Genomic DNA, 17906 nt, shown 5'->3' on the forward strand with positions numbered 1-17906 from the left:
GCCTCGTCAGTCTTCCGCGCCTCTATCGAACGGCCTGTACTCCACCAGGGCCGCCCGCCCGAAGATGTCGACTATGGTTGCCGACATCTCGACGCCGAACGCGTCCGTGAGCCGCATCGGCTTGCCCAGCCGGAAGGACACGGGCTGCGGCCGTCCCTCCTCGATCGCGACGTTGTCCGCGTACAGATAGGTGCGGTCCGACGCATCGCGTTTCGGATTCAGTCGTCCGCGCAGTCCCGGGATATGCCCGGTGGCCTTCGGGAATATCGCCGCGCCTCCGGCTGGGCGCGGAGCCAATTCCAGCACCAGACCGCCCTGGCGCGGCGTCCACTCCCGTGCCAGCCCGGCGGCATACCCGCGCACCGCGGCGTAAACGGTCATCGGCAGGTGCGTCGTGTACAGGTCGAACTCCGCTTCACCGGCTTCATCGGTTGTTGCCCGCTGCCATGTCTTGTTCGGGAACAGGGCCAGGACGTCGGCGCCGGCTAGCGGTTCGCCCTCCGAGTGCACCGTGACCGTGGCGTCCGACGGCGTGAGTTCGAGTCTGGCGGCCGGGATGACCAGGACCATGCCGGCGGTCTCGCGAGTCTCCGTGAGGATGATCGAGACGCCGTCCCCTCGCCGTTCCATCATGTATCGGCGATGCCGCGACCCGGGAACGTCGCCAACGGGGATTCGTCCGAATATGGAAGCGAGCACCTCGTTGCGTGTCGCCTGGCTCGAATTCATGCCGTCTATCGTCATCCCGTTGGGAAGCTGGCCGGGCGAGTCGATCTCCAGCCGATCCTTGAACATCGACAGCCTGATGCGCCGCGAGGACACTGAGTAGTCGCGATGCACGATCGCGTTCACGACTGCCTCGAACACGGCAGCCTTGCCGTACTGCGGCGCATCTTCCCGCGCAGGCGCCCTGCGTGCCGCAACCCGCATGTTGCGGACCACGAACTTCACCGCGTCGAGCCCGGGCAAGCTCCCGGACCCGGATGGCCGCCAAAGATACAGCATGCGTCCTGCCCCAGTATACAGCGGGACGCCAGCTGGCCTGGTATCGGGAACAACTGGGGAGACGGGGCTCGTAGGCAGCAAGAGCGATTCCTTGAAGGGCGCTGGCCAGCCGAGGTCCCGATCCGGAGTAGGGGCGACAGGTTCATCGGCTTGACCACATCTTGTTTGCGGCGATGACCTGCATCGGCGTGACTCCGCTCTGTAGTGGAACCGCAACTGTCGGTTGGCTAGGTTGCTCGCCATGCTCACAACTCGTGGCCGCTTTCCGTTCCTCCTCCGGTATGCACCGCCGTCCCCTCGTCGCGGCGCTCGAGCTCGGAGTGCATCCGGGTCCGGAGGCCACCTGCGGCATGGGTGAGGAAGTCGGTGCGGCAATCCCCCGGCTATTTCATCGGCAACGCGTCCTTCTCTCTGTCCTGCGCGCCGTCGGAGGAAAGATGGGTGAGAGCGATGTCCAGGGGCTCCTCTTCGACTACGGCCGCCGGTGTCGGGAACGCGGCATCGATCCGCCATATGATTTCATCGCCGACGAACACGGGCCGCGTTCCTTCACCGCCGTAGCCGACCGGGACAAACTCGCGTCCCGCGGTATCCTCGTCTCCGGTGCCTGGAATCTCACACCGGAAGGCCATCGGCTCGCCGGTAAGCTCAAGAACCGCGACGTATCCGTTTTCGTGGCTCGTCTCCGGAGCCGAGGCGGCGATCTTAAAGCTGGCGGGAATCGCCGACCGCCGGTTGCCCATCGCGACCGCAACGAAGCTGCGCGAGACAACGCCCACCCGAAGGGCGGCCTTCTCGCGACGATCGGTTACGAGGGACGAAGCTACGAAGCCTACTTCAACGAACTTCTTCGGTCTGGAATCTCTCGCCTCTGCGACGTGCGCCGGAACCCGCTCAGTCGCAAGTGGGGATTCTCGAAGCGACTCCTCATGCAAGGCTGCGACGAACTCGGCATCCGGTATGAGCCGTTCCGGGAACTCGGCATCGAATCCGGGGCACGCGCCAACCTCGGCGACCGGGCGGCGTGCGACCGGCTCTTTGCTCGGTACGAAACCACGACCCTGCCTCAATGCCGGGACGCCGTGTCCAGAATCACCGGATGGATCGACGCCGGAGAAAGCGTGGCGATCACCTGCTACGAACGCGATTCCGGGGACTGTCACCGTTCCCGTCTCGCCGGGGCCATCGTCGCGACCGCCGCCCGGCCTCTGCGGCCGAAGCACCTGTAGGCCGGAACTGCCTGTGCTTGGCGGAAGGTGACGAGACCACGGCTCTCGCGAAGGTGAGGCAGAAGTAGGTCGGGAGCGCACCCGGCGCGGGAGGCGCAGCGCCCCAATAGGCGCAGCGAACAGAGTCGCGGTGCCGGGTTTGCCCGGGGGCGGCGACCGTGCGAGTCTGTCCCCCCGGCAGCTCGGTATGACCGGTTCCGGCGAAGGCGAACGGCACGCCCCCATGACGTCCCCACATTCCGACGAAACGCAAGGCTCTCTGGGCATCGCCGATTCCGAGGCGGACGGCCCCGCCGACGCCTACGAGGGGCTGTCGCCGGCCGGGCGGCTGGCGGCCCAGGCGTACGGCGTGGTGAGTCCGCACGACCTCGGCCGTAAGAACATGACCCTCCTCCTGTATGATGCGCGCTTCGCCCTGCGCGGCCGCACGTTCACGCAGACGGAGTTCATGGCGGCGACGAAGGAGGTGCATGAGGCGGGGATCGTGTACCGGCCCGGACCCAATACGGGGCTGTCGGCGGTGCCGGCCTGGGCGCCCCGCCTGACGATCGCCGCGTTCGAGGACGGCAACCTGGAGCGGATCGAGCGGCAGTTCACGCCGGCGGTCGCCGGACGGTTTCCGCGCGTATCCGAGGCCGGGGACATCATGCGGCTCCGCTGCCACGTCGTCGCGGGCCGCTTCGACGCGCTCGCCCACGATCTGGACGAACCGGAGTACCGGGATTGGCGCTGGCTCGTCCACCCCGGGGCGGGGCAGCTGCTGTGGCGGATCCCGCCGCCATATGTGGAGGAGGCGCTCGCCGGCTGGCTCGGCCTGGCCATCGATGTGGCGGCTCCTTCCGAGCTGGCCGTCAAGGCCTGGCGCGAGTGCTCGCGCGATCCGGCGCGGCACGCGGCGGACATCGCGTTTATCCGCGTGTTGGAGGGACGGCCCGAGGATGCGCTCGCGGTGTTCGACGCGCTTCCGGCCGAGGCCCGCGACGCGAAGCCGGCGAGGACGGGCCGGGCGGCGACGCGCGCCCTCCTCGCGATGCTGCGGGGCGACGATGAGGAGGCGGCCCGCTTCATCGCGGAGGCCATCGCCGCCGAGAGGGCGGGCACGCGCAAGCGCAACGTCTTCCCGCCCCTGCGCGCCTTCACGCTCTCGCTCCTCGCCCTGGTGCGCGCCGACACCCCCGCCAACACGGCGTCGCTCGAGCGGTTCCTGCGCATCGGCCAGCAGCAGGATGCGCAGCCGCTATTCCTCGAGTTCGTGATGGATGCGGCTGCGGTGCGGAGCGGCGAGGGCGTGTGGGCGACGCCGGACGGCGCGCCCCCCTTCATCCTGCGCCTGTTCGAGGGTCTGCTGAGTTGCTGGCTGGACAGCTTCGAGGTGTTCGAGGAGGAAGAGCGGGCGGAGGCCCTCCTCGAGTTCGCGACGCGGGCCACTTCGAACGGATACAGATGGCTGGCGGCCGAGTGTTGCTCGGCCCTCGGCCGGATCCAACGTCTGCACGCACGGGGCGGGGAAGCCTGGCGGGAGGTCCCGGGGCTGGAGGCCGGACTGCGCGCGGGTCTCGGCCCGGAGACCCTCGTCTCGCTGATCGAACCCGCCGAGGACTGGGAGTACCCGCTGAGAGAAATCGAGAAGGTGGCCCACGGCGTGCGGAAAAAGCGCGGAAAGGCCGGGAAGCGGTCGAGTCCCCGCGCGCAGCGCCTGGTCTGGGTTCTCGGGTCGGGTCACTTCGGCGAAACCACCTTCCAGCCCCGCCAGCAGGTGGCCGGCAGGAACCGCAAGTGGAGCAAGGGCCGGGCGGTGGCGCTGAAGCGTCTCGCCGAGCAGGCGGGAGACATGGACTCCCTCACCGACCAGGATCGTGCGGTGGCGGCCGGGATTCTCCACTCTCGCGATGTGTGGCGCGGAGGACCCCAGTATTCCCTGGGCATGGCCGGCGTCTACGCTCTGGCCGGACACCCGCACCTGTTCAACGAGGATGGCGTTCGGGTCGACCTCGCCCGCCGCGACCCGGAGCTTCTCATCGAGGAAGAGGACGGACGGCTGCGCGTGCGGATCGACCCGCACCGGGAGCACGACCGCGGCGACTATCGTTTCGCGCGGGTGGGGGACGCACGCTACGAAGTGACCCGCTTCGGCGCGGCCCACAAGGAGATGATGGACGTCATCCCGGCCGAGGGCATCGAACTGCCGGTCGAGGCGAGGGAGCGGCTCGTGGGCGCGGTCTCCGGTCTCGCCGGCGAGTTCCGCGTCCAGGGCACGATGGACGACGAGGCGGAGGACGAGGCGGGCGGAAGGCGCGTCCCGGCCGATCCCCATCCGTGGGTTCGGTTGGCGCCGCGGGGGGCGGGTCTGGCGGTGGAGATCGTGGTGGAGCCCGTGCCGGGATCGGCGGCGCACTTCACGCCCGGGACCGGTGGCACGAGCGTGTTCGCGCACCGCGAGGGCGAGGCGGTGCGGGCCGAGCGCGACCTGGCGGCGGAAGCCGCGGCGGTCCGGGATCTCGCGGCCGCGTGTCCGGCGTTGGCGGGACTGGGCCCCGACTACGCGATGACGGTGTGCGGCGTGGCGGAGAGTCTGGATCTGGTGGAACAGCTCGCGGCGGCGGAGGCCCGTTCACTGTGGCCCGAGGGCGAGTCGTTGAGGATCGTGGCCCGCGCCGACACGCCGTCGCTGCGTCTCTCCGTCAAGTCCGCGGGCGACTGGTTCCGGGCTTCGGGCGGCATCGAGTTCGACGAAGAAACGAGCTACGACCTGCGGCGGCTGTTCGAGTTCATGGACCGCAGCCCCGGGTCGCGCTTTCTGGAAGTGGGGGACGGCGCCTACGTGGCGCTCACCAGGGCCCTGCGGGGGGCGCTGGACGACCTCCGCACGTTCACGGCTCCGTTCCGCGGCGGGCTGCGTCTCCATCCGCTGGCGGCGCCCGCGCTCTCGGATCTCGCGGAGCGCGCGACGCTGACGGCCGACGCGGCCTGGCGAGACCGGCTCGGGAAGTGGCGGGAGGCACAGGCCGGCGAGCCGGAGACGCCGGGCACGCTGCGCGGCGAGCTGCGCCCCTACCAGGTGGACGGATTCCGGTGGCTCGCCCGCCTCGCGGACCTCGCGGCGGGGGCCTGTCTGGCCGACGACATGGGACTGGGGAAGACCGTGCAGGCGCTCGCGCTCCTCCTGCGCCGCGCTCCGGATGGGCCGGCGCTCGTCGTGGCTCCGACATCCGTCGTGGCCAACTGGTTCGCCGAAGCGCGCCGCTTCGCCCCGACATTGAACGTCGCCACGTACGATGGACCGGCCGCCGACAGGAAGCGGCGCCTGGAAGGCCTGGGCGCCTTCGACCTCGTCCTTGCGACGTACGGCGTCCTGCAGGTCGATGCCGAGAAGCTGGCGGCGGTCGAATGGAGCACGGTCGTGCTCGACGAGGCGCAGGCGATCAAGAACCCGGCCACGAAGCGCGCCCGCGCCGCCCGCGGGCTGAAGGCGGCGTTCCGGCTCGTGACCACGGGGACGCCGATTCAGAACAACGTGTTGGATCTGTACTCCCTGTTCGCCTTTCTGAGTCCGGGGATGCTGGGGTCGCTGAACCGGTTCCGCCGCCGCTTCGCCCTTCCCATCGAACGCGATGGCGACGCCGACGCGCGGGCGCGGCTGCGCCGCCTGACCGCTCCCTTCATCCTGCGGCGCCTGAAGTCCGACGTGCTCGACGACCTCCCGCCGCGCACGGAAATCACGCATCACGTAGAGCTGTCGGCCGAAGAGGGGGCGCTGTACGAGGCGCTGCGGCAGCGGGCGCTGGAGGATCTCGCCGCCCAGTCCGAAGACGGCACGGCGCCGGCACAGGCGCGGATGCAGGTGCTCGCCCACCTGACCCGGCTGCGGCTCGCCTGCTGCAACCCGGCGCTCGTGGCGCCCGGGGAGGCGCCGCCAAGCTCGAAGATGAAGGCGTTCGCCGAGATCCTCGACGAACTGAGGCGCAGCGGCCACAAGGTGCTCGTCTTCTCGCAGTTCGTTCGGCACCTGCGTCTGATCGAGGACCACCTCGAGCAGACCGGCGTCCCCTACCAGTACCTCGACGGAAGCACGCCGGCGAAGTCGCGGGCCAAGCGAATCGCCGCCTTCCAGGCAGGCTTGGGCGACGCGTTCCTGATCTCGACCCGGGCCGGCGGCGTGGGACTGAACCTGACCGCGGCCGACTACGTGATTCACATGGATCCGTGGTGGAACCCCGCCGTCGAGGACCAGGCGTCCGACCGCGCGCACAGGATCGGCCAGACGCGGCCCGTCACCATCTACAGGCTGGTCGCCAAGGGGACGATCGAGGAACAGATCGTCGACCTCCACCGCCGCAAGCGCGACCTCGCCGACCGCCTGCTCGAGGGGGCCGACGCCCCCGGCCGCCTCGACGCCGGCGAACTCATCGAACTGCTGAAACGCGCCGTCTAGATCGAGGCCATAAGCCGAACCCCGATCACGTAGCCGTCCCTGTCGCCGACGAAGGCGCGGCAGCGGATCTGACGGGGGTTCCGGGCCCTCTCATGACTCGCGTTTTCTCGCACCCCGGTCGCCCTGCTGCTCGACATCGTCCCCGGAAACCGCCGGGTCACCCCCTACCACCACCACATACTCTCTTTCGATCGCCCGGTGGAACCGCCGCGGCAGCCGCGCCCAGTCCCTCGCCTCGACGAGGAACGGAATCGTGGATTCCCGCACCGCTTCTTCGAAATCCAACAGTTGGTCGGCGGGGATATCCTCAAGCCCCGGCCCCCGCAGCACCAAATCGAGGTCGCTTCCCTCGTGGCCGAGGCCGTTCACGCGGCTGCCGTAGGCCCACACCTCGACATCCGGCAGGTGTTCGCGGAGCAGTGCTTCGAGAGCGCGCCGGTGCCTTGCCGACAGGTGCACGCGGTCAGGCAACGTCCACTCGTTCGATCATGTCGGCGAGCGCCTTGGCGTCGCCGATGAAGACCGGCAGCAGCTTCAGGGTGCCTTCCGCGAAGTCCTCGCCGTAGTCGCGCGCCGTGTCCGTGCGGTTGTCCCGGTAGAGCAGCCATCGCTCGGCCGTCTCGCAGTCGATGAGGTCGTGGCGGGCCGCGTGGCGGAACAGATCCTTGAAGTGCAGGCGGTCCGCCTGTCGGTTGCTGGCGAACCAGGCGGCGAGCCGCTTCCGCAGCAACTTTCCGCTCTGCTCGAGTACGAGTTCGAACTCCTTGACGCAGGCGGCGCGGTAGATGTCGTACATGAGATCTTCGCGGTCCTCCTGCGCTTCGATTCCCTCGACCGACCGCTCCAGTGAAGCGATGCAGCGGCGCAGGAAGGTGGTGTCGATGCTCACGGCCCCCGGCCTCCGAAGCCCAGCGCCTGCAACTGGGCCTCGTAGCCCGTCGTCGCGCCGCTATCCGTCTTGGTGCTTGCCATCGTCGTCTTCGGTTCCGTCGCGCGTCGGTCGGGGCAGCTCCCCGGTCTCGGGTTGCCGCCAAGATACGATATGCGTCGTACCCCGGTATACCTTGTCCGGCAAGACCAGCGAAGGGCAGCTTCCGCGCCAGGAATAAGGGGGCTGGACAAAATGCAGCGCTCGGTCGGGCCCCGGGCGGGGGGATCAGGCGAACAGGAGTTCCAGGTCCTCCAGGCATCCGGCCCAGCCGCGGCTTCCCGCATCGGTCGGGCGTCGAGCGCACAGCGGCTCGGTCATACCGGCACAAAGCGCTCCACCGCGATCTCGCTGGCGCGGTCGCGGGCCGTGCCACAGATCGTAGGCCATCTGCATCCCCAGCCCCTGTCCGGTGACAGGTTACGATTCCACCACGGGCTGGGATGCAGTCCACATGGGCACAGCGACTTCCTGACGCGTCATGCCATGTCGTGCTGCTTGATCCAGTCGAGCAGTGCGTCGTCGATCCGGGTCTGCCAACCGCGGCCTCCAGCCCGGAAGTGGTCGATGACCTCCGGGGACAGCCGGATGGTGGTGGATATCTTCGGCCGCGCCTTGGGAGGACGGCCCCGGCGCACGGGCGCCTTCGCGAACTTCTCCGGCCAGCCGTCCTTCGAGAGGTCGGGTGCCGTCTCCGGATCAAAACCTCGGACCGTAGAGTCGTCGTTCTCGTTCATTGGCCTTCCTCATGCTGATGACCCTGCATGCAGCGTCGCGCGGCGTCCAGACGAGACGAGCACCACCATCGCCTCGTCCAGAACGCCGATCGTGATGAAGCGAGTCTCGCCATAGTCTTGCCGATCATCCTCGACGGTCAGCGTCGCGCCCGCGAACACGTCTGCCGCCCGCGCCATGTCCAAGCCTCGGGCCCTGATCGTCTCCGCGCGCTTTTCTTCGTCGAATTCGATTCGCATGAATTATTGTTACTACAGTTATTCCGTGTCAACGTTTTCCCTTGCCGTCCTGGCACACGCCCCAGTCTACTTTTCGCTTGCAAGCCGGTCTCAACGCCGGAGAGGGCAGCCCTGGCCCCATCAGGGGGAGTTGATCGATGAAGGATGCACGGGATGCACCCGAGGCACGCGATGCATGGCGTTTTCTTATCAAATGGGGCTTGTTCTGGTTGCTGATGCTCTACATCCCCTTTGCGATTTTCGGGATCGTCGCGACGGACGATGCCGGTCAGACGTTGATGCAACTCATCTTCGTCTGGCCGATTTTCCTCATTCTCGTGCTCAAGATTCCCGCACGAAAAGCGGAAGACTTCATCGGGGGAGACGACGGGGAAGCCCCCTAGAGAGAATCAGGTGCCTCTCCAAGGGCACACCCCCAGCCTACCGTTTCTGATCATGAGCTGGCACGGTGAGCCACCGCCCCTGGTAGTCCGCCGGCAGGACGCCCTCCCGCACCACCGTCGACCGTCGCCCGTCCGCCACGAGGGTCACGCGCACGTCCACGCGCTCGACGCCCGGCGGAAGACCGAAGTGGGCCGGCGCGGCGCCCTGGGAGCAGTAGCCTCCCCCCGTGTCGATCAGGCGCGTGCCCAGCAGCTCCCCGCTCGCGGAGTCGAGGAGTTGGACTTCCGTGCCGGGAACCACCGACCGTCCCGTGGCGTCGACGGCCACGACCTGCAGCGAGCGGTCGGCCGCGCCGGCGTCGAGAAGGTTGCGGTAGAGGTGGTGGGTGCCGCCGGTCTCGTGGTTGTTGGCGATCGACAGGTCCAGGTCGCCGTCGCCGTCGAAGTCCGCCCAGGCCACGCCGTGGCTCGGTCCGTTCTCGAGGAGGCTGGCCGGAAGCGCGTTGTGGAAGCGGCCGCCCCCGGCGCTCATGAACAGGTGGTCCTCGACTGCGGCGATGCCGGACAGGTAGGACGTCACCACCAGGTCGGGTAGGCCGTTGTGGTCCACGTCGCCCCACACGGCCGAGGTGGAATGGTAGTCGACTCCCAGCGTGACCGGATCGGTCAGGTCCGTGAAGGTGCCGTCGCCGTTGTTGCGCCACAGGACATCCGGCCCGTAGGTGGCAACGAAGATGTCCAGGTCGCCGTCCCGGTCGTAGTCGAACCACGCGACGCCCACGGTGCGGCGGGGATCGCCGATCCCGACTCCGCGGTCACGTCAGTGAAGGTCCACGCCGGACCGCCATCCCCCCGAGCCCCGTCGTTCCGAAACATCCGGTTGGGCTGGTCGCGCAGCGCGACGAACAGGTCGAGGTCGCCGTCGCCGTCGTAGTCGATCCAGGAGTTGGACTGGGCTCCGGGTGTCTCGAAGAGCTCCGGCTGAACCCGGTCGACGGCCGCGGGGGAGAAGCCGGCGTCCGGCGCGGCGCAGGCCGCGACACAGGCAAGGAGGAGGATGGCGCGCAATTTAGACCTGCGTCTTCAGCTTGGGTGTGTACCGCCGCCGCGCCATGTCGACCTCCCTCCGGTCTGCCAGGTTCTACCCTGAGCAGCACCGCTCCCGGATGTCAAACGTCACAAGGACCTCGGGAACTTCTCCGCCACCTCCGGGTTCCGGCGTGTCCACGATAACGATTGGACGACAAGCCAATCGGGCAAGCGGTTCCGGATGGGGGTGCTCCTCTACGACGGAGATCACACCACGTCGTTCGGCGACGGACTCTTCGCCGTGCCGATCGGAGCCCTGTGGAATTGAGACCAGCACCCGTACGGGTACGAGCAGACCGTTCAGCGACCGATTACGGGAGGAACTCGACGCCGGCCCTGTGGTGAGGCGGAGGGGTGACTCCGCTTGGGGATCGGTCGTCTACGTGGCGAGAACGCTCCGGTGGCGAGACATTGTCGTTGCCGACAGACAAATCACATCCGCAGGGAGAGACACCGTGTCCCGAACCCGTCGTTCGACGCTCGCCGCCGTCCTCGTCATCGCCCCGCTCTCGAGCGCGTGCTCCATGTTCTTCATGACCAGACCGCCCAAGGCCGAGGGACCGGTGGAGCGTGGACACTGCACGCGCAGCGCGGCGGCGCCGATTATCGATGGCGTCTTGGCTCTGAACGCTCTCGCCCTCGCCGCCGGGGTCTACGGGCCATCGCGCGACGACTTCGACTCGGACGAAACCTTCGACAACTACCGATGGGGTAGCGGGATCCACGCAGGCGGGCTCGCCGTCTCCGCGGTCCACGGGTTCAAGTGGAGCGGAGAGTGCAGGCGCCGCACCACGCAGAGCGAGCAGGCGATCCGCGATCACCTCCGCGTTCTGGCGGCACAGCAGTTAGGCGACGGTCGGGAACACCCCTGATCGGCACGGAAGGCTCCGCCAGCCCGACCGAGGTCTGCCCGGAGGTCGCCGTTCCAGCGTCGCCGCCGCCTTCGTGCCCCTGATCCCTCACGCTGGCGGCCGCGCCGCTGGCCGCGCCGACGACCATCGGCCTCAGGGGAGGCGTCGTTAGCGCCACCCTCTCCGGGTACGAGGCCGCGACAGGGGCCGGCGACCACTGCAGGTCCGGGGTCTCCGCGGAAATCGACCTGGGGTTTCCGTATGCGCTGACGCTGGTGTGCGAGGCTTGGCGGGTGCCTCGTTCGAGCGTGTACGCGCTGTGCTCGGCGGGTGCCGGCGGCCGCAAGCCGGGCAAGCGCGGCCCGAAGACGGAGCTGAGCGACGAGGAGTTGGTCGTCGAGATCCGCACCGTGCTGTCGGAGAGCCCGTTCGTGAGCGAGGGGCACCGGAAGGTGCGCGCGCGCCTGTGCGCATTCCGACGAAGCCGACCACCGATTCCGACAAGCCGACCGGCGATTCCGAGCCATGCCGATCACGTTGGAGAACGGGGGTCCATAGCGGAGCCGGGGTGTGGGTTGAGGGTTGGAGTCTACCGGCTATCACCGGTCTTCGTCGAGTCGTAGAGCCTCCTCATGGAAGCGCCCTTGAGGGCGTGCCGCGCCGGGCGTAGCGGTCGTCGAGGATCTCGAGCAGGTCGTGGCGCCCCTGTCCGGAGAGTGAAGCGAGGCCCCAGTCGTCGAGGATGCGGAGCCAGGTTTTGGCGAGCCGTTGGACGACCTTGGGATAGGTGCCGTCCCCGCGGGCGAGGGTGAGTTCGCCGAGGAGCCGGGAGAGGCGGTAGTAGCGGGTGGAGATGCCGTTGCGGCAGGCCTGGTGGCCGAGGGCGCAGGCGAGGTAGGACTTGCCGGATCCGGTGGCGCCGGTGACGAGGACGGTCTGGCCGTCCCTGATCCACTGCCCGGAGGCGAGGCGGAGGACGAGGGAGCGGTCGAGGCCCCGGGGCGCCTTGAAGTTGAGATCTTCGATGGCGGCGTCGAGGTGGAGCCTGGCGTGGTCCTTCAGTCGCTGGTAGCGGCGCCGCTCGCGGTCGGTCTTCTCTCGTTCGAGGAGGAGCGAGAGGCGGTCCTCGAAGGACAGCTCGGCGATGTCGGGCATGGCGGCATGCTCCTGGAAGGCCTGTGCCATGCCGGAGAGCCGGAGTTCGTGGAGCAGGTCGAGGGTGGGTTGTCGAAGCATGATGGTCAGGACTCCTTTCGGTTCGGGGACGTTCCGTTGCGGGCGGCGGCGTAGTAGTCCGGTCCGCCGATGTGGGCGTGGTCGGCGGGCAGCGACGCGGTGCGCGCCTCGTCATCGCCGGCGCGGTCGAGGCCGGAGGCGAGGATGGACTTCACCGAGCCGTAGCCGAGGGCGCCGATGTCGAGCGCGCGGCGGCCGGCGGCCGACACCGGAATGATATGCGCCCTTCGAGGGATCAACCGCCGCCGGCTGCTCCGCAATCCGGCAGAATTCGGATCGCTCCTGGAATCGTTCGTCTACAACGAGCTGCGGAAACAGGCACTGTGGACGGAGGAGCCCCTGACCTTCCATCACTACCGCGACAAGGACAGGGTCGAGGTCGATGTGGTGATCGAAGACGCCGCGGGCGACTGCTACGGAATCGAGGTCAAGGCGGCGGCATCGCTTCGCTCCCGGGACTTCACCGGCCTGAAGCGCCTCCGGCGCATTGCGGGCAAGCGGTTCCGGATGGGCGTGCTCCTCTACGACGGAGATCACACCACGTCGTTCGGCGACGGACTCTTCGCCGTCCCGATCGGGGCCCTGTGGAATTGAGACCGGCACCCGTACGGATATGAGCAGACCGTCCAGCGACCGATTGCGCGAGACGCGAGCGCATCGACACGGCCGGGATCCAGGAGTTCTTCGCCCGGCACCCGGAGCTGCATCCGCCGAGGGTGCTGGTCGCGGCTTCCGCCCACTACTCCCGGGAGAAGGGGATGAAGGTGATGGGTCTGGGGACCGCGCAGTTGGTCAAGGTGGCGGTGGACGACCACATGCGCCTGGACCCGGGCCACCTGGACGCGTGCCTGGCGGACGCCTTCCGAGAGCCGCACGACCCATCGCATCTCAGCGTCAGGGAGAGGAGTTTGCGGATCGGGCTTCATGACGTAACTTCTGAAAAGTTCCGGTGTGGTGAGAGGGAAGAAGCTTATAGCGGAAACAGGTCAGAAGGATGGTCACGCAATCTTGACAAGTCCAACGTTGAACGAAGTCGATTTCACAGAACACGTCATTGCATCCTGCAGATCTCTTCTTGATCTTGACCTAAGCTCAGCACCACTTCGCCATCAGGTCTTCAAGGAAAATCTGCAATATGCGTTGGGTCGGTATGTGATCGTGGATGGGGAGTGGTGCGTGTGGCGGGAAGATGACGTGTTAGGCATCGTCGTGAAGCGGGAGCCTTGGAGTCTTCTAGGAACGGGAGAGACACTTGATGCTGCGGTTGGAGATTTCCGAAGAGAGGCTGCGGCGTTGGCAACCGTTATGAGACATGATGACCTTGAAGATCTAACCGAGGAGGCGCGTCGGATGCAGGATTTTGTTCTGCGATATCTTCGCAAAGATGAGTAGCAGAGTCTACTCTCGTCGGGAGGTGGTGCGGGGATTGATTCGTAAGGGTTTCGTCAAAGAAGACAACGACCATACGTATCTCCGCTTCATCCGTGATGGACAGAAAACGCATATCAAGACGATGATCTCTCATGGATCCGGCGGAACTGATATACCAAATAGGTTGTTGAGTCGAATGGCAACCCAATGTGCTTTAACTACAGGGGATTTCCGCGATCTGTTGAACTGCCTTCTTGATGAAGAGGAGTATGGCAAGCGTATCGAGGACTTGGTAGCTGAACATCCCCCACCATGGTCACCGGGACAGGTGCGCATTTCTCGCTAAACGGATGCAACCACGGGACCCCGCATCAGGTGTTCAAGGTGTACAAGTACGGTATTCGCCTAACACCTGAACCCGGTAGCCGGTTACTTGTCCATGGCTCGCCGCAGTCTTCCTTGGACAAGTTCGTGCCGTAACCGGCGAACGACATGCTCGCTGGTCTCTCCGGCTTGTGCCGCGATCCAGAGGTCATGGTGAGGTGGTCCCAGTTTTTTGGACAGGTCGTTAAGGTGGATTCCAGGCGGAACGGGAGGCACCGAGATGGCCGGGAAGAGACGACGGTTCACGCCGGAGTTCAAGGCGCGGGTGGCGCTGGAGGCGCTGCGGGAACGCGACAGCGTACAGGCGATCGCCAGGCGGCACGAGCTTCATCCGAACCAGGTGAGCACGTGGAAGCGGCAGTTGCTCGAGGGGCTGCCGGAGGTGTTCGCCGGGGGCGCGGGCCGCAAGCTCGCCAAGGAGCACGAGGCGAAGGTCCGGGAGCTGCACGCCAAGATCGGGGAGCTCACGGTGGAGCGGGATTTTTTTCGGCGCGGGCTCAAGCGCTGAGCCGGGCGGAGCGGGGGCGGATGATCGAGCGGGATGGACCGCTGAGTCTTTCGAGGCAGTGCGGGCTGATCGGGGTGAGCCGGTCGTCGGTGTACTACCGGCCGCAGGGCGAGAGCGCGGAGAACCTGGCGCTGATGCGGCGCATCGACGAGCTGCACATGGCGTATCCGTTCTACGGGAGCCGGCAGTTGATGCGGCATCTCCGCCGCGAGGGCGTCGTCGCGGGCCGGCACCGGATCCGGCGGCTCATGCGGCTGATGGGGATGGAGGCGACCTACCGGCGGCCGCGCACGAGCGTGGCGAGTCCGGAGCACCGGGTCTTCCCCTACCTGCTGCGCGGCCTCGAGATCTCGCGGGCGGACCACGTGTGGTGCGCGGACATCACCTATGTTCCCGTGACGCAGGGCTTTTTCTACCTCGTGGCCGTGATGGACCGGGCGACCCGGCACGTGCTCGCGTGGCGGCTGTCGAACACGATGGACGCGTCGTTCCGCGTCGAGGCCCTGGACCACGCACTGGGCTGGAGGGCTCCGGAGATCCTGAATACCGACAGTGAGTGTTTGAGAGCCGGTTCCCTTCGGGTGGTCTGACTCAAATACTGACAGACGCTCTTAGAGGTCTATGCAGGGGCGGCCGCGGCCGCCCCCGGGTGGCTTGACCCGCACTCCGACCGACCGAGCTGTCATGCCCTGGACTCGTCGGCCACCCGGGGGCAACCGGTTTGAGGCTCCGGCCTCGACCGGCATCGTGACCTTATGAGAGCCTGGCCCAAGGCGTCCCTTCACTGTCGTGTCCGACATCGGCCGAGTTCGGTGCCAACCCGTTCACCCATCATGGACAGAGGGGGCCGACATGGCGAGTACGCCAGCTGAGGACACCGGGATCATCGGGGGCGTCGACACCCACCAGGATCTGCATACCGCCGCGATCGTGAATCGAGAAGGTTCGGTGCTCGGCACCGAATCGTTCTCCACGACACGAGCCGGCTACCGGGCGATGCTTGCCTGGTTCCGGTCTCACGGCGAGCTGCTGCGCGTGGGGGTCGAATCCACCGGCAGCTACGGCGCCGGCATCGCCCGGCACTTGGCGCTGTCCGGAGTGCCCGTGCTCGAGGTGACCGGTCCCGACCGGGCCGCGCGAAGAGCCAGGGGAAAGGACGACGCACTCGATGCGGTCGCGGCGGCCGAGGCGGCTCGCACGGGATGCCGGGTCCAAGTGGCCAAGGACCGCGGCGGCGCGGTGGAGGCCCCGCGGGTGCTGCGCACGACTCGCAAGACCGCGGTCAAGTGCCGCCGGGCGGCCCTGCGGCAGCTCCACAACACGATCGTCGCCGCGCCGGACGAGGTGCGTGACCGGGTCCGCAACCTCACCCGCATGCGGCGCTTGCGCATCTGCGCGGCCTGGAGGCCGGACGCCGCCGGATACCGGGATCCGGCGGTCGCGACCAAGCTCTCGCTGAAGTCCCTCGCCCGCCGGATCCTGGACCTCAACGACGAGATCGCCGAACTCGACCGCTTCATCGCTCCGCTCGTCGAGGAACTCGCACCCGATCCGCTCAAGCTCGAAGGTGTGGGAACCGCCAGTGCGGGCGAGCTCCTGGTCGCCGCGGGCGAGAATCCCGGCCGGCTGCGCTCCGAAGCGAGCTTCGCCATGCTGTGCGGTGCCTGTCCGCTGCCCGCATCGAGCGGTAAGACGCGACGCCACCGTCTCAATCGCGGCGGGAACCGCCAGGCCAACTCCGCCCTCCACATGATCGTCGTGTGCCGGATGCGCACCGACCAACGAACCCGAACCTACGTCGAGCGGCGCACCGGGGAGGGCCTCTCCAAGCGCGAGGTGATGCGCTGCCTGAAGCGCTACGTGGCCCGCGAGATCTACCGCGTCCTCACCGCCCCATCGTCCGCTTGACAAACATGAGAGCGTCCAGGGCGCCCAGTTCACCAGCGAGGCGTTCGCGGACCGGGTGCTGGCGGCGGGCGCGGCGTTCTCGATGGACGGCCGGGGCCGCTTCCTCGACAACATCTTCATCGAGCGGCCGTGGCGGTCGCTGAAGTACGAGGCGGTGTACCTTCACGAGCTCCGCGACGGTCTGGACGCCGAACGCATCATCGGCTCGTGGTTCGACTTCTACAACGAGGTGCGCCCGCATTCGTCCCTCGGCGGGCGGACGCCGGGCGAGGCCTACCGCAACGGCACGGGGGCGGTGTGAACGGCGGATCTTCGTGCCTGCCGGAGCGCGCCCCCGTGAGCCCGCACAGACGGGGAGCCACGCGGGATCTCCCCATGCCGGGCGCCTCGCGCCGACGGCGGCCAAGCCCCGCTCGCCGGCCGGGTTCCCCTCCCGGCCACCGGGGCCCATGTTGGAAGCTGTCCTTCCCCCGCCGGGGGAGGACCTACGGGTGGAGCACTCACCCCGGGACAACTCACGGAGAAGGCTCCCGAGGGCTCTCACAATCACTCGGAATCCACCTTAACTTTGCCCTTGGACTGTCCAACGAAGTAAGACCACCTCAGATCTCGCCGACGCTGCCGTCCGGGACAAGCTCAAGTGGGCCATGTCCGACCCGGAGCGGCTGCGGCCGGGCGAGACTCGGCAGACGCTCACGGAACGCGCCGCGCAGACCTTCGCGCAACTCGCGCAGTAATGCACCTACCCACCTTAGCTTCGCCGCATGAGGTGCTTGAATTCGCTGAGGAGCCGCTCCTTCGCCTTTTCCGGATCTTCGGCTTGAATGTACTCGATACCTTGGAATCCATCGCCTCCCTTGCGGTTCTGCGGCGGCTCAAGAGCCTCGATCAACAGGGCTTCCATAGCGATCACGACATCTCGCAGGTCGTACGTCTTGGGGATCGGACCAAGTGTCCCGTTCTCCTCGACTGGCCGAAAACCAAACCACGAAAACCGGCTCCACCGAGTCTTGCGGCGATCACGAGTATGTGCAGACAGGCGAGCCCCGAGTGTTGATTCGGTAGCTCGACCGACGTAGACGATATCACGGAAATCGTGGAGGAGGTAAATCCCTGTTTGCTCGGTCATGTTGACGGGATCGGTACCCGGCTGCTGGGAACCAAGAATCGCCGGCTTGCTGGTCCAGCTTACGAGATCCCGTTCCCAAAACATTCCCAGCGCCATGATCGGGCTTAGTGGGCCGGTCCGGGGGGGTTCGGGAGCGGGGCCGGCTCGTCCACCGCTCGAGTCGCCAACCCCGCGGAGCCTAAAGGTGGCGGGAGCTACCTTCTCGAACATCGCCTTCTTCTCGACCAGGACTGCATAGACGGTGTTGGACGGTGTGTGCCCAAACGTCTGGCGCAACCCCCGGGACACGACGCGCTCAGCAATCTCCGTAAAGTGAAGCGCGGTCCCGGCATCCTTGAGGACCCTCTTGATTGCGGCATGCCAAGTCATCTCTCGCGGGCTCATCCGGGCAGATCTCCTTCTCGGCTCGCCATGGTAGTGGTGCCGGTTCAGGGTGCCATCGCGTTCGTGGTTGCGGCGGGCCATTGTAACCGCCGGTC

At 67.2% G+C, this 17906-nt stretch carries 19 protein-coding genes and 1 pseudogene; 11 read left to right on the forward strand and 9 right to left on the reverse strand.

The window, feature by feature from the left end; translation table 11 throughout:
• Positions 1-6: 6 nt before the first annotated feature.
• Positions 7-1005, reverse strand: a complete 999-nt coding sequence (locus ACOQPP_RS01010) for an ATP-binding protein (protein WP_420635674.1) — start codon at positions 1003-1005, stop codon at positions 7-9.
• 437 nt (positions 1006-1442) lie between these two features.
• Between ACOQPP_RS01010 and ACOQPP_RS01015 the strand changes: the two genes are divergently transcribed.
• Together ACOQPP_RS01015 and ACOQPP_RS01020 are read left to right on the forward strand one after the other, a co-directional pair.
• The gene (locus ACOQPP_RS01015; RefSeq protein WP_420635675.1) at positions 1443-2234 is read left to right on the forward strand and encodes a DUF488 family protein; all 792 of its coding nucleotides are present in this window, start codon (positions 1443-1445) and stop codon (positions 2232-2234) included.
• A 223-nt stretch (positions 2235-2457) separates the two neighbouring features.
• Positions 2458-6666, forward strand: a complete 4209-nt coding sequence (locus ACOQPP_RS01020; protein ID WP_420635676.1) for a DEAD/DEAH box helicase — start codon at positions 2458-2460, stop codon at positions 6664-6666.
• A 90-nt stretch (positions 6667-6756) separates the two neighbouring features.
• On the opposite strand, the gene ACOQPP_RS01025 is transcribed toward ACOQPP_RS01020, so the two are convergent.
• The 4 genes and pseudogenes from ACOQPP_RS01025 to ACOQPP_RS01040 all read right to left on the reverse strand — a co-directional run bounded on the left by ACOQPP_RS01025 (position 6757) and on the right by ACOQPP_RS01040 (position 8568).
• Entirely contained in the window at positions 6757-7137 is a 381-nt protein-coding gene (locus tag ACOQPP_RS01025; protein WP_420635677.1) for a nucleotidyltransferase domain-containing protein, read from the reverse strand.
• Positions 7130-7555, reverse strand: coding sequence for a nucleotidyltransferase substrate binding protein (locus tag ACOQPP_RS01030; RefSeq protein WP_420635678.1), 426 nt, complete (start codon positions 7553-7555; stop codon positions 7130-7132). The genes ACOQPP_RS01025 and ACOQPP_RS01030 overlap by 8 nt, the downstream gene beginning before the upstream one ends.
• Before the next feature lie 518 nt (positions 7556-8073).
• On the reverse strand, positions 8074-8331 hold the full coding sequence (locus tag ACOQPP_RS01035; protein ID WP_419164373.1) for a BrnA antitoxin family protein: 258 nt from the start codon (positions 8329-8331) through the stop codon (positions 8074-8076).
• Positions 8294-8568: pseudogene (locus tag ACOQPP_RS01040) on the reverse strand (BrnT family toxin). The gene ACOQPP_RS01035 and the pseudogene ACOQPP_RS01040 overlap by 38 nt, the downstream one beginning before the upstream one ends.
• 137 nt (positions 8569-8705) lie before the next feature.
• Between ACOQPP_RS01040 and ACOQPP_RS01045 the strand changes: the two are divergent.
• The gene (locus ACOQPP_RS01045; protein WP_420635679.1) at positions 8706-8951 is read left to right on the forward strand and encodes a hypothetical protein; all 246 of its coding nucleotides are present in this window, start codon (positions 8706-8708) and stop codon (positions 8949-8951) included.
• Between the two features lie 37 nt (positions 8952-8988).
• Here ACOQPP_RS01045 and ACOQPP_RS01050 read toward each other — a convergent pair whose 3' ends face one another.
• Positions 8989-9732: an FG-GAP repeat domain-containing protein gene (locus tag ACOQPP_RS01050; RefSeq protein ID WP_420635680.1), complete on the reverse strand. Its 744-nt coding sequence runs from the start codon at positions 9730-9732 to the stop codon at positions 8989-8991.
• 763 nt (positions 9733-10495) lie between these two features.
• On the opposite strand from ACOQPP_RS01050, the gene ACOQPP_RS01055 reads away from it, so the two are divergent.
• Together ACOQPP_RS01055 and ACOQPP_RS01060 are read left to right on the forward strand one after the other, a co-directional pair.
• Entirely contained in the window at positions 10496-10912 is a 417-nt protein-coding gene (locus ACOQPP_RS01055; protein ID WP_419164377.1) for a hypothetical protein, read from the forward strand.
• Positions 10913-11184: 272 nt separating this feature from the next.
• Entirely contained in the window at positions 11185-11514 is a 330-nt protein-coding gene (locus ACOQPP_RS01060) for a hypothetical protein (protein ID WP_420634294.1), read from the forward strand.
• Positions 11515-11521: 7 nt separating this feature from the next.
• Here the strand turns inward: ACOQPP_RS01060 and ACOQPP_RS01065 are convergent, their stop codons facing one another.
• Together ACOQPP_RS01065 and ACOQPP_RS01070 are read right to left on the reverse strand one after the other, a co-directional pair.
• On the reverse strand, positions 11522-12127 hold the full coding sequence (locus ACOQPP_RS01065) for an ATP-binding protein (protein ID WP_419164378.1): 606 nt from the start codon (positions 12125-12127) through the stop codon (positions 11522-11524).
• Positions 12128-12132: 5 nt separating this feature from the next.
• Positions 12133-12336, reverse strand: coding sequence for a hypothetical protein (locus ACOQPP_RS01070; protein ID WP_420635681.1), 204 nt, complete (start codon positions 12334-12336; stop codon positions 12133-12135).
• Between the two features lie 4 nt (positions 12337-12340).
• Here ACOQPP_RS01070 and ACOQPP_RS01075 point away from each other — a divergent pair, with 4 nt between their 5' ends.
• From ACOQPP_RS01075 to ACOQPP_RS01100, 6 genes are all read left to right on the forward strand, one after another.
• A complete protein-coding gene (locus ACOQPP_RS01075; RefSeq protein WP_419164380.1) occupies positions 12341-12721 on the forward strand; it encodes a DUF4143 domain-containing protein in 381 nt (126 codons plus the stop codon).
• Positions 12722-13081: 360 nt separating this feature from the next.
• Entirely contained in the window at positions 13082-13519 is a 438-nt protein-coding gene (locus tag ACOQPP_RS01080) for a hypothetical protein (protein WP_420635682.1), read from the forward strand.
• A 583-nt stretch (positions 13520-14102) separates the two neighbouring features.
• Complete coding sequence (locus ACOQPP_RS01085; protein ID WP_420635683.1) at positions 14103-14390, forward strand: transposase; 288 nt, start codon at positions 14103-14105, stop codon at positions 14388-14390.
• A 20-nt stretch (positions 14391-14410) separates the two neighbouring features.
• Positions 14411-14980, forward strand: a complete 570-nt coding sequence (locus ACOQPP_RS01090; protein ID WP_420635684.1) for an IS3 family transposase — start codon at positions 14411-14413, stop codon at positions 14978-14980.
• A 262-nt stretch (positions 14981-15242) separates the two neighbouring features.
• A complete protein-coding gene (locus tag ACOQPP_RS01095) occupies positions 15243-16298 on the forward strand; it encodes an IS110 family transposase (RefSeq protein ID WP_420635685.1) in 1056 nt (351 codons plus the stop codon).
• 55 nt (positions 16299-16353) lie between these two features.
• A complete protein-coding gene (locus ACOQPP_RS01100; RefSeq protein WP_420635686.1) occupies positions 16354-16599 on the forward strand; it encodes an integrase core domain-containing protein in 246 nt (81 codons plus the stop codon).
• A 450-nt stretch (positions 16600-17049) separates the two neighbouring features.
• On the opposite strand, the gene ACOQPP_RS01105 is transcribed toward ACOQPP_RS01100, so the two are convergent.
• Positions 17050-17892 carry an HTH domain-containing protein gene (locus tag ACOQPP_RS01105; RefSeq protein ID WP_420635687.1) on the reverse strand — a complete coding sequence of 281 codons (843 nt, stop codon included), beginning with the start codon at positions 17890-17892 and terminating at the stop codon, positions 17050-17052.
• Positions 17893-17906: the final 14 nt, after the last annotated feature.

This window comes from Candidatus Palauibacter sp. (assembly GCF_965222475.1).
Lineage (GTDB): Bacteria > Gemmatimonadota > Gemmatimonadetes > Palauibacterales > Palauibacteraceae > Palauibacter.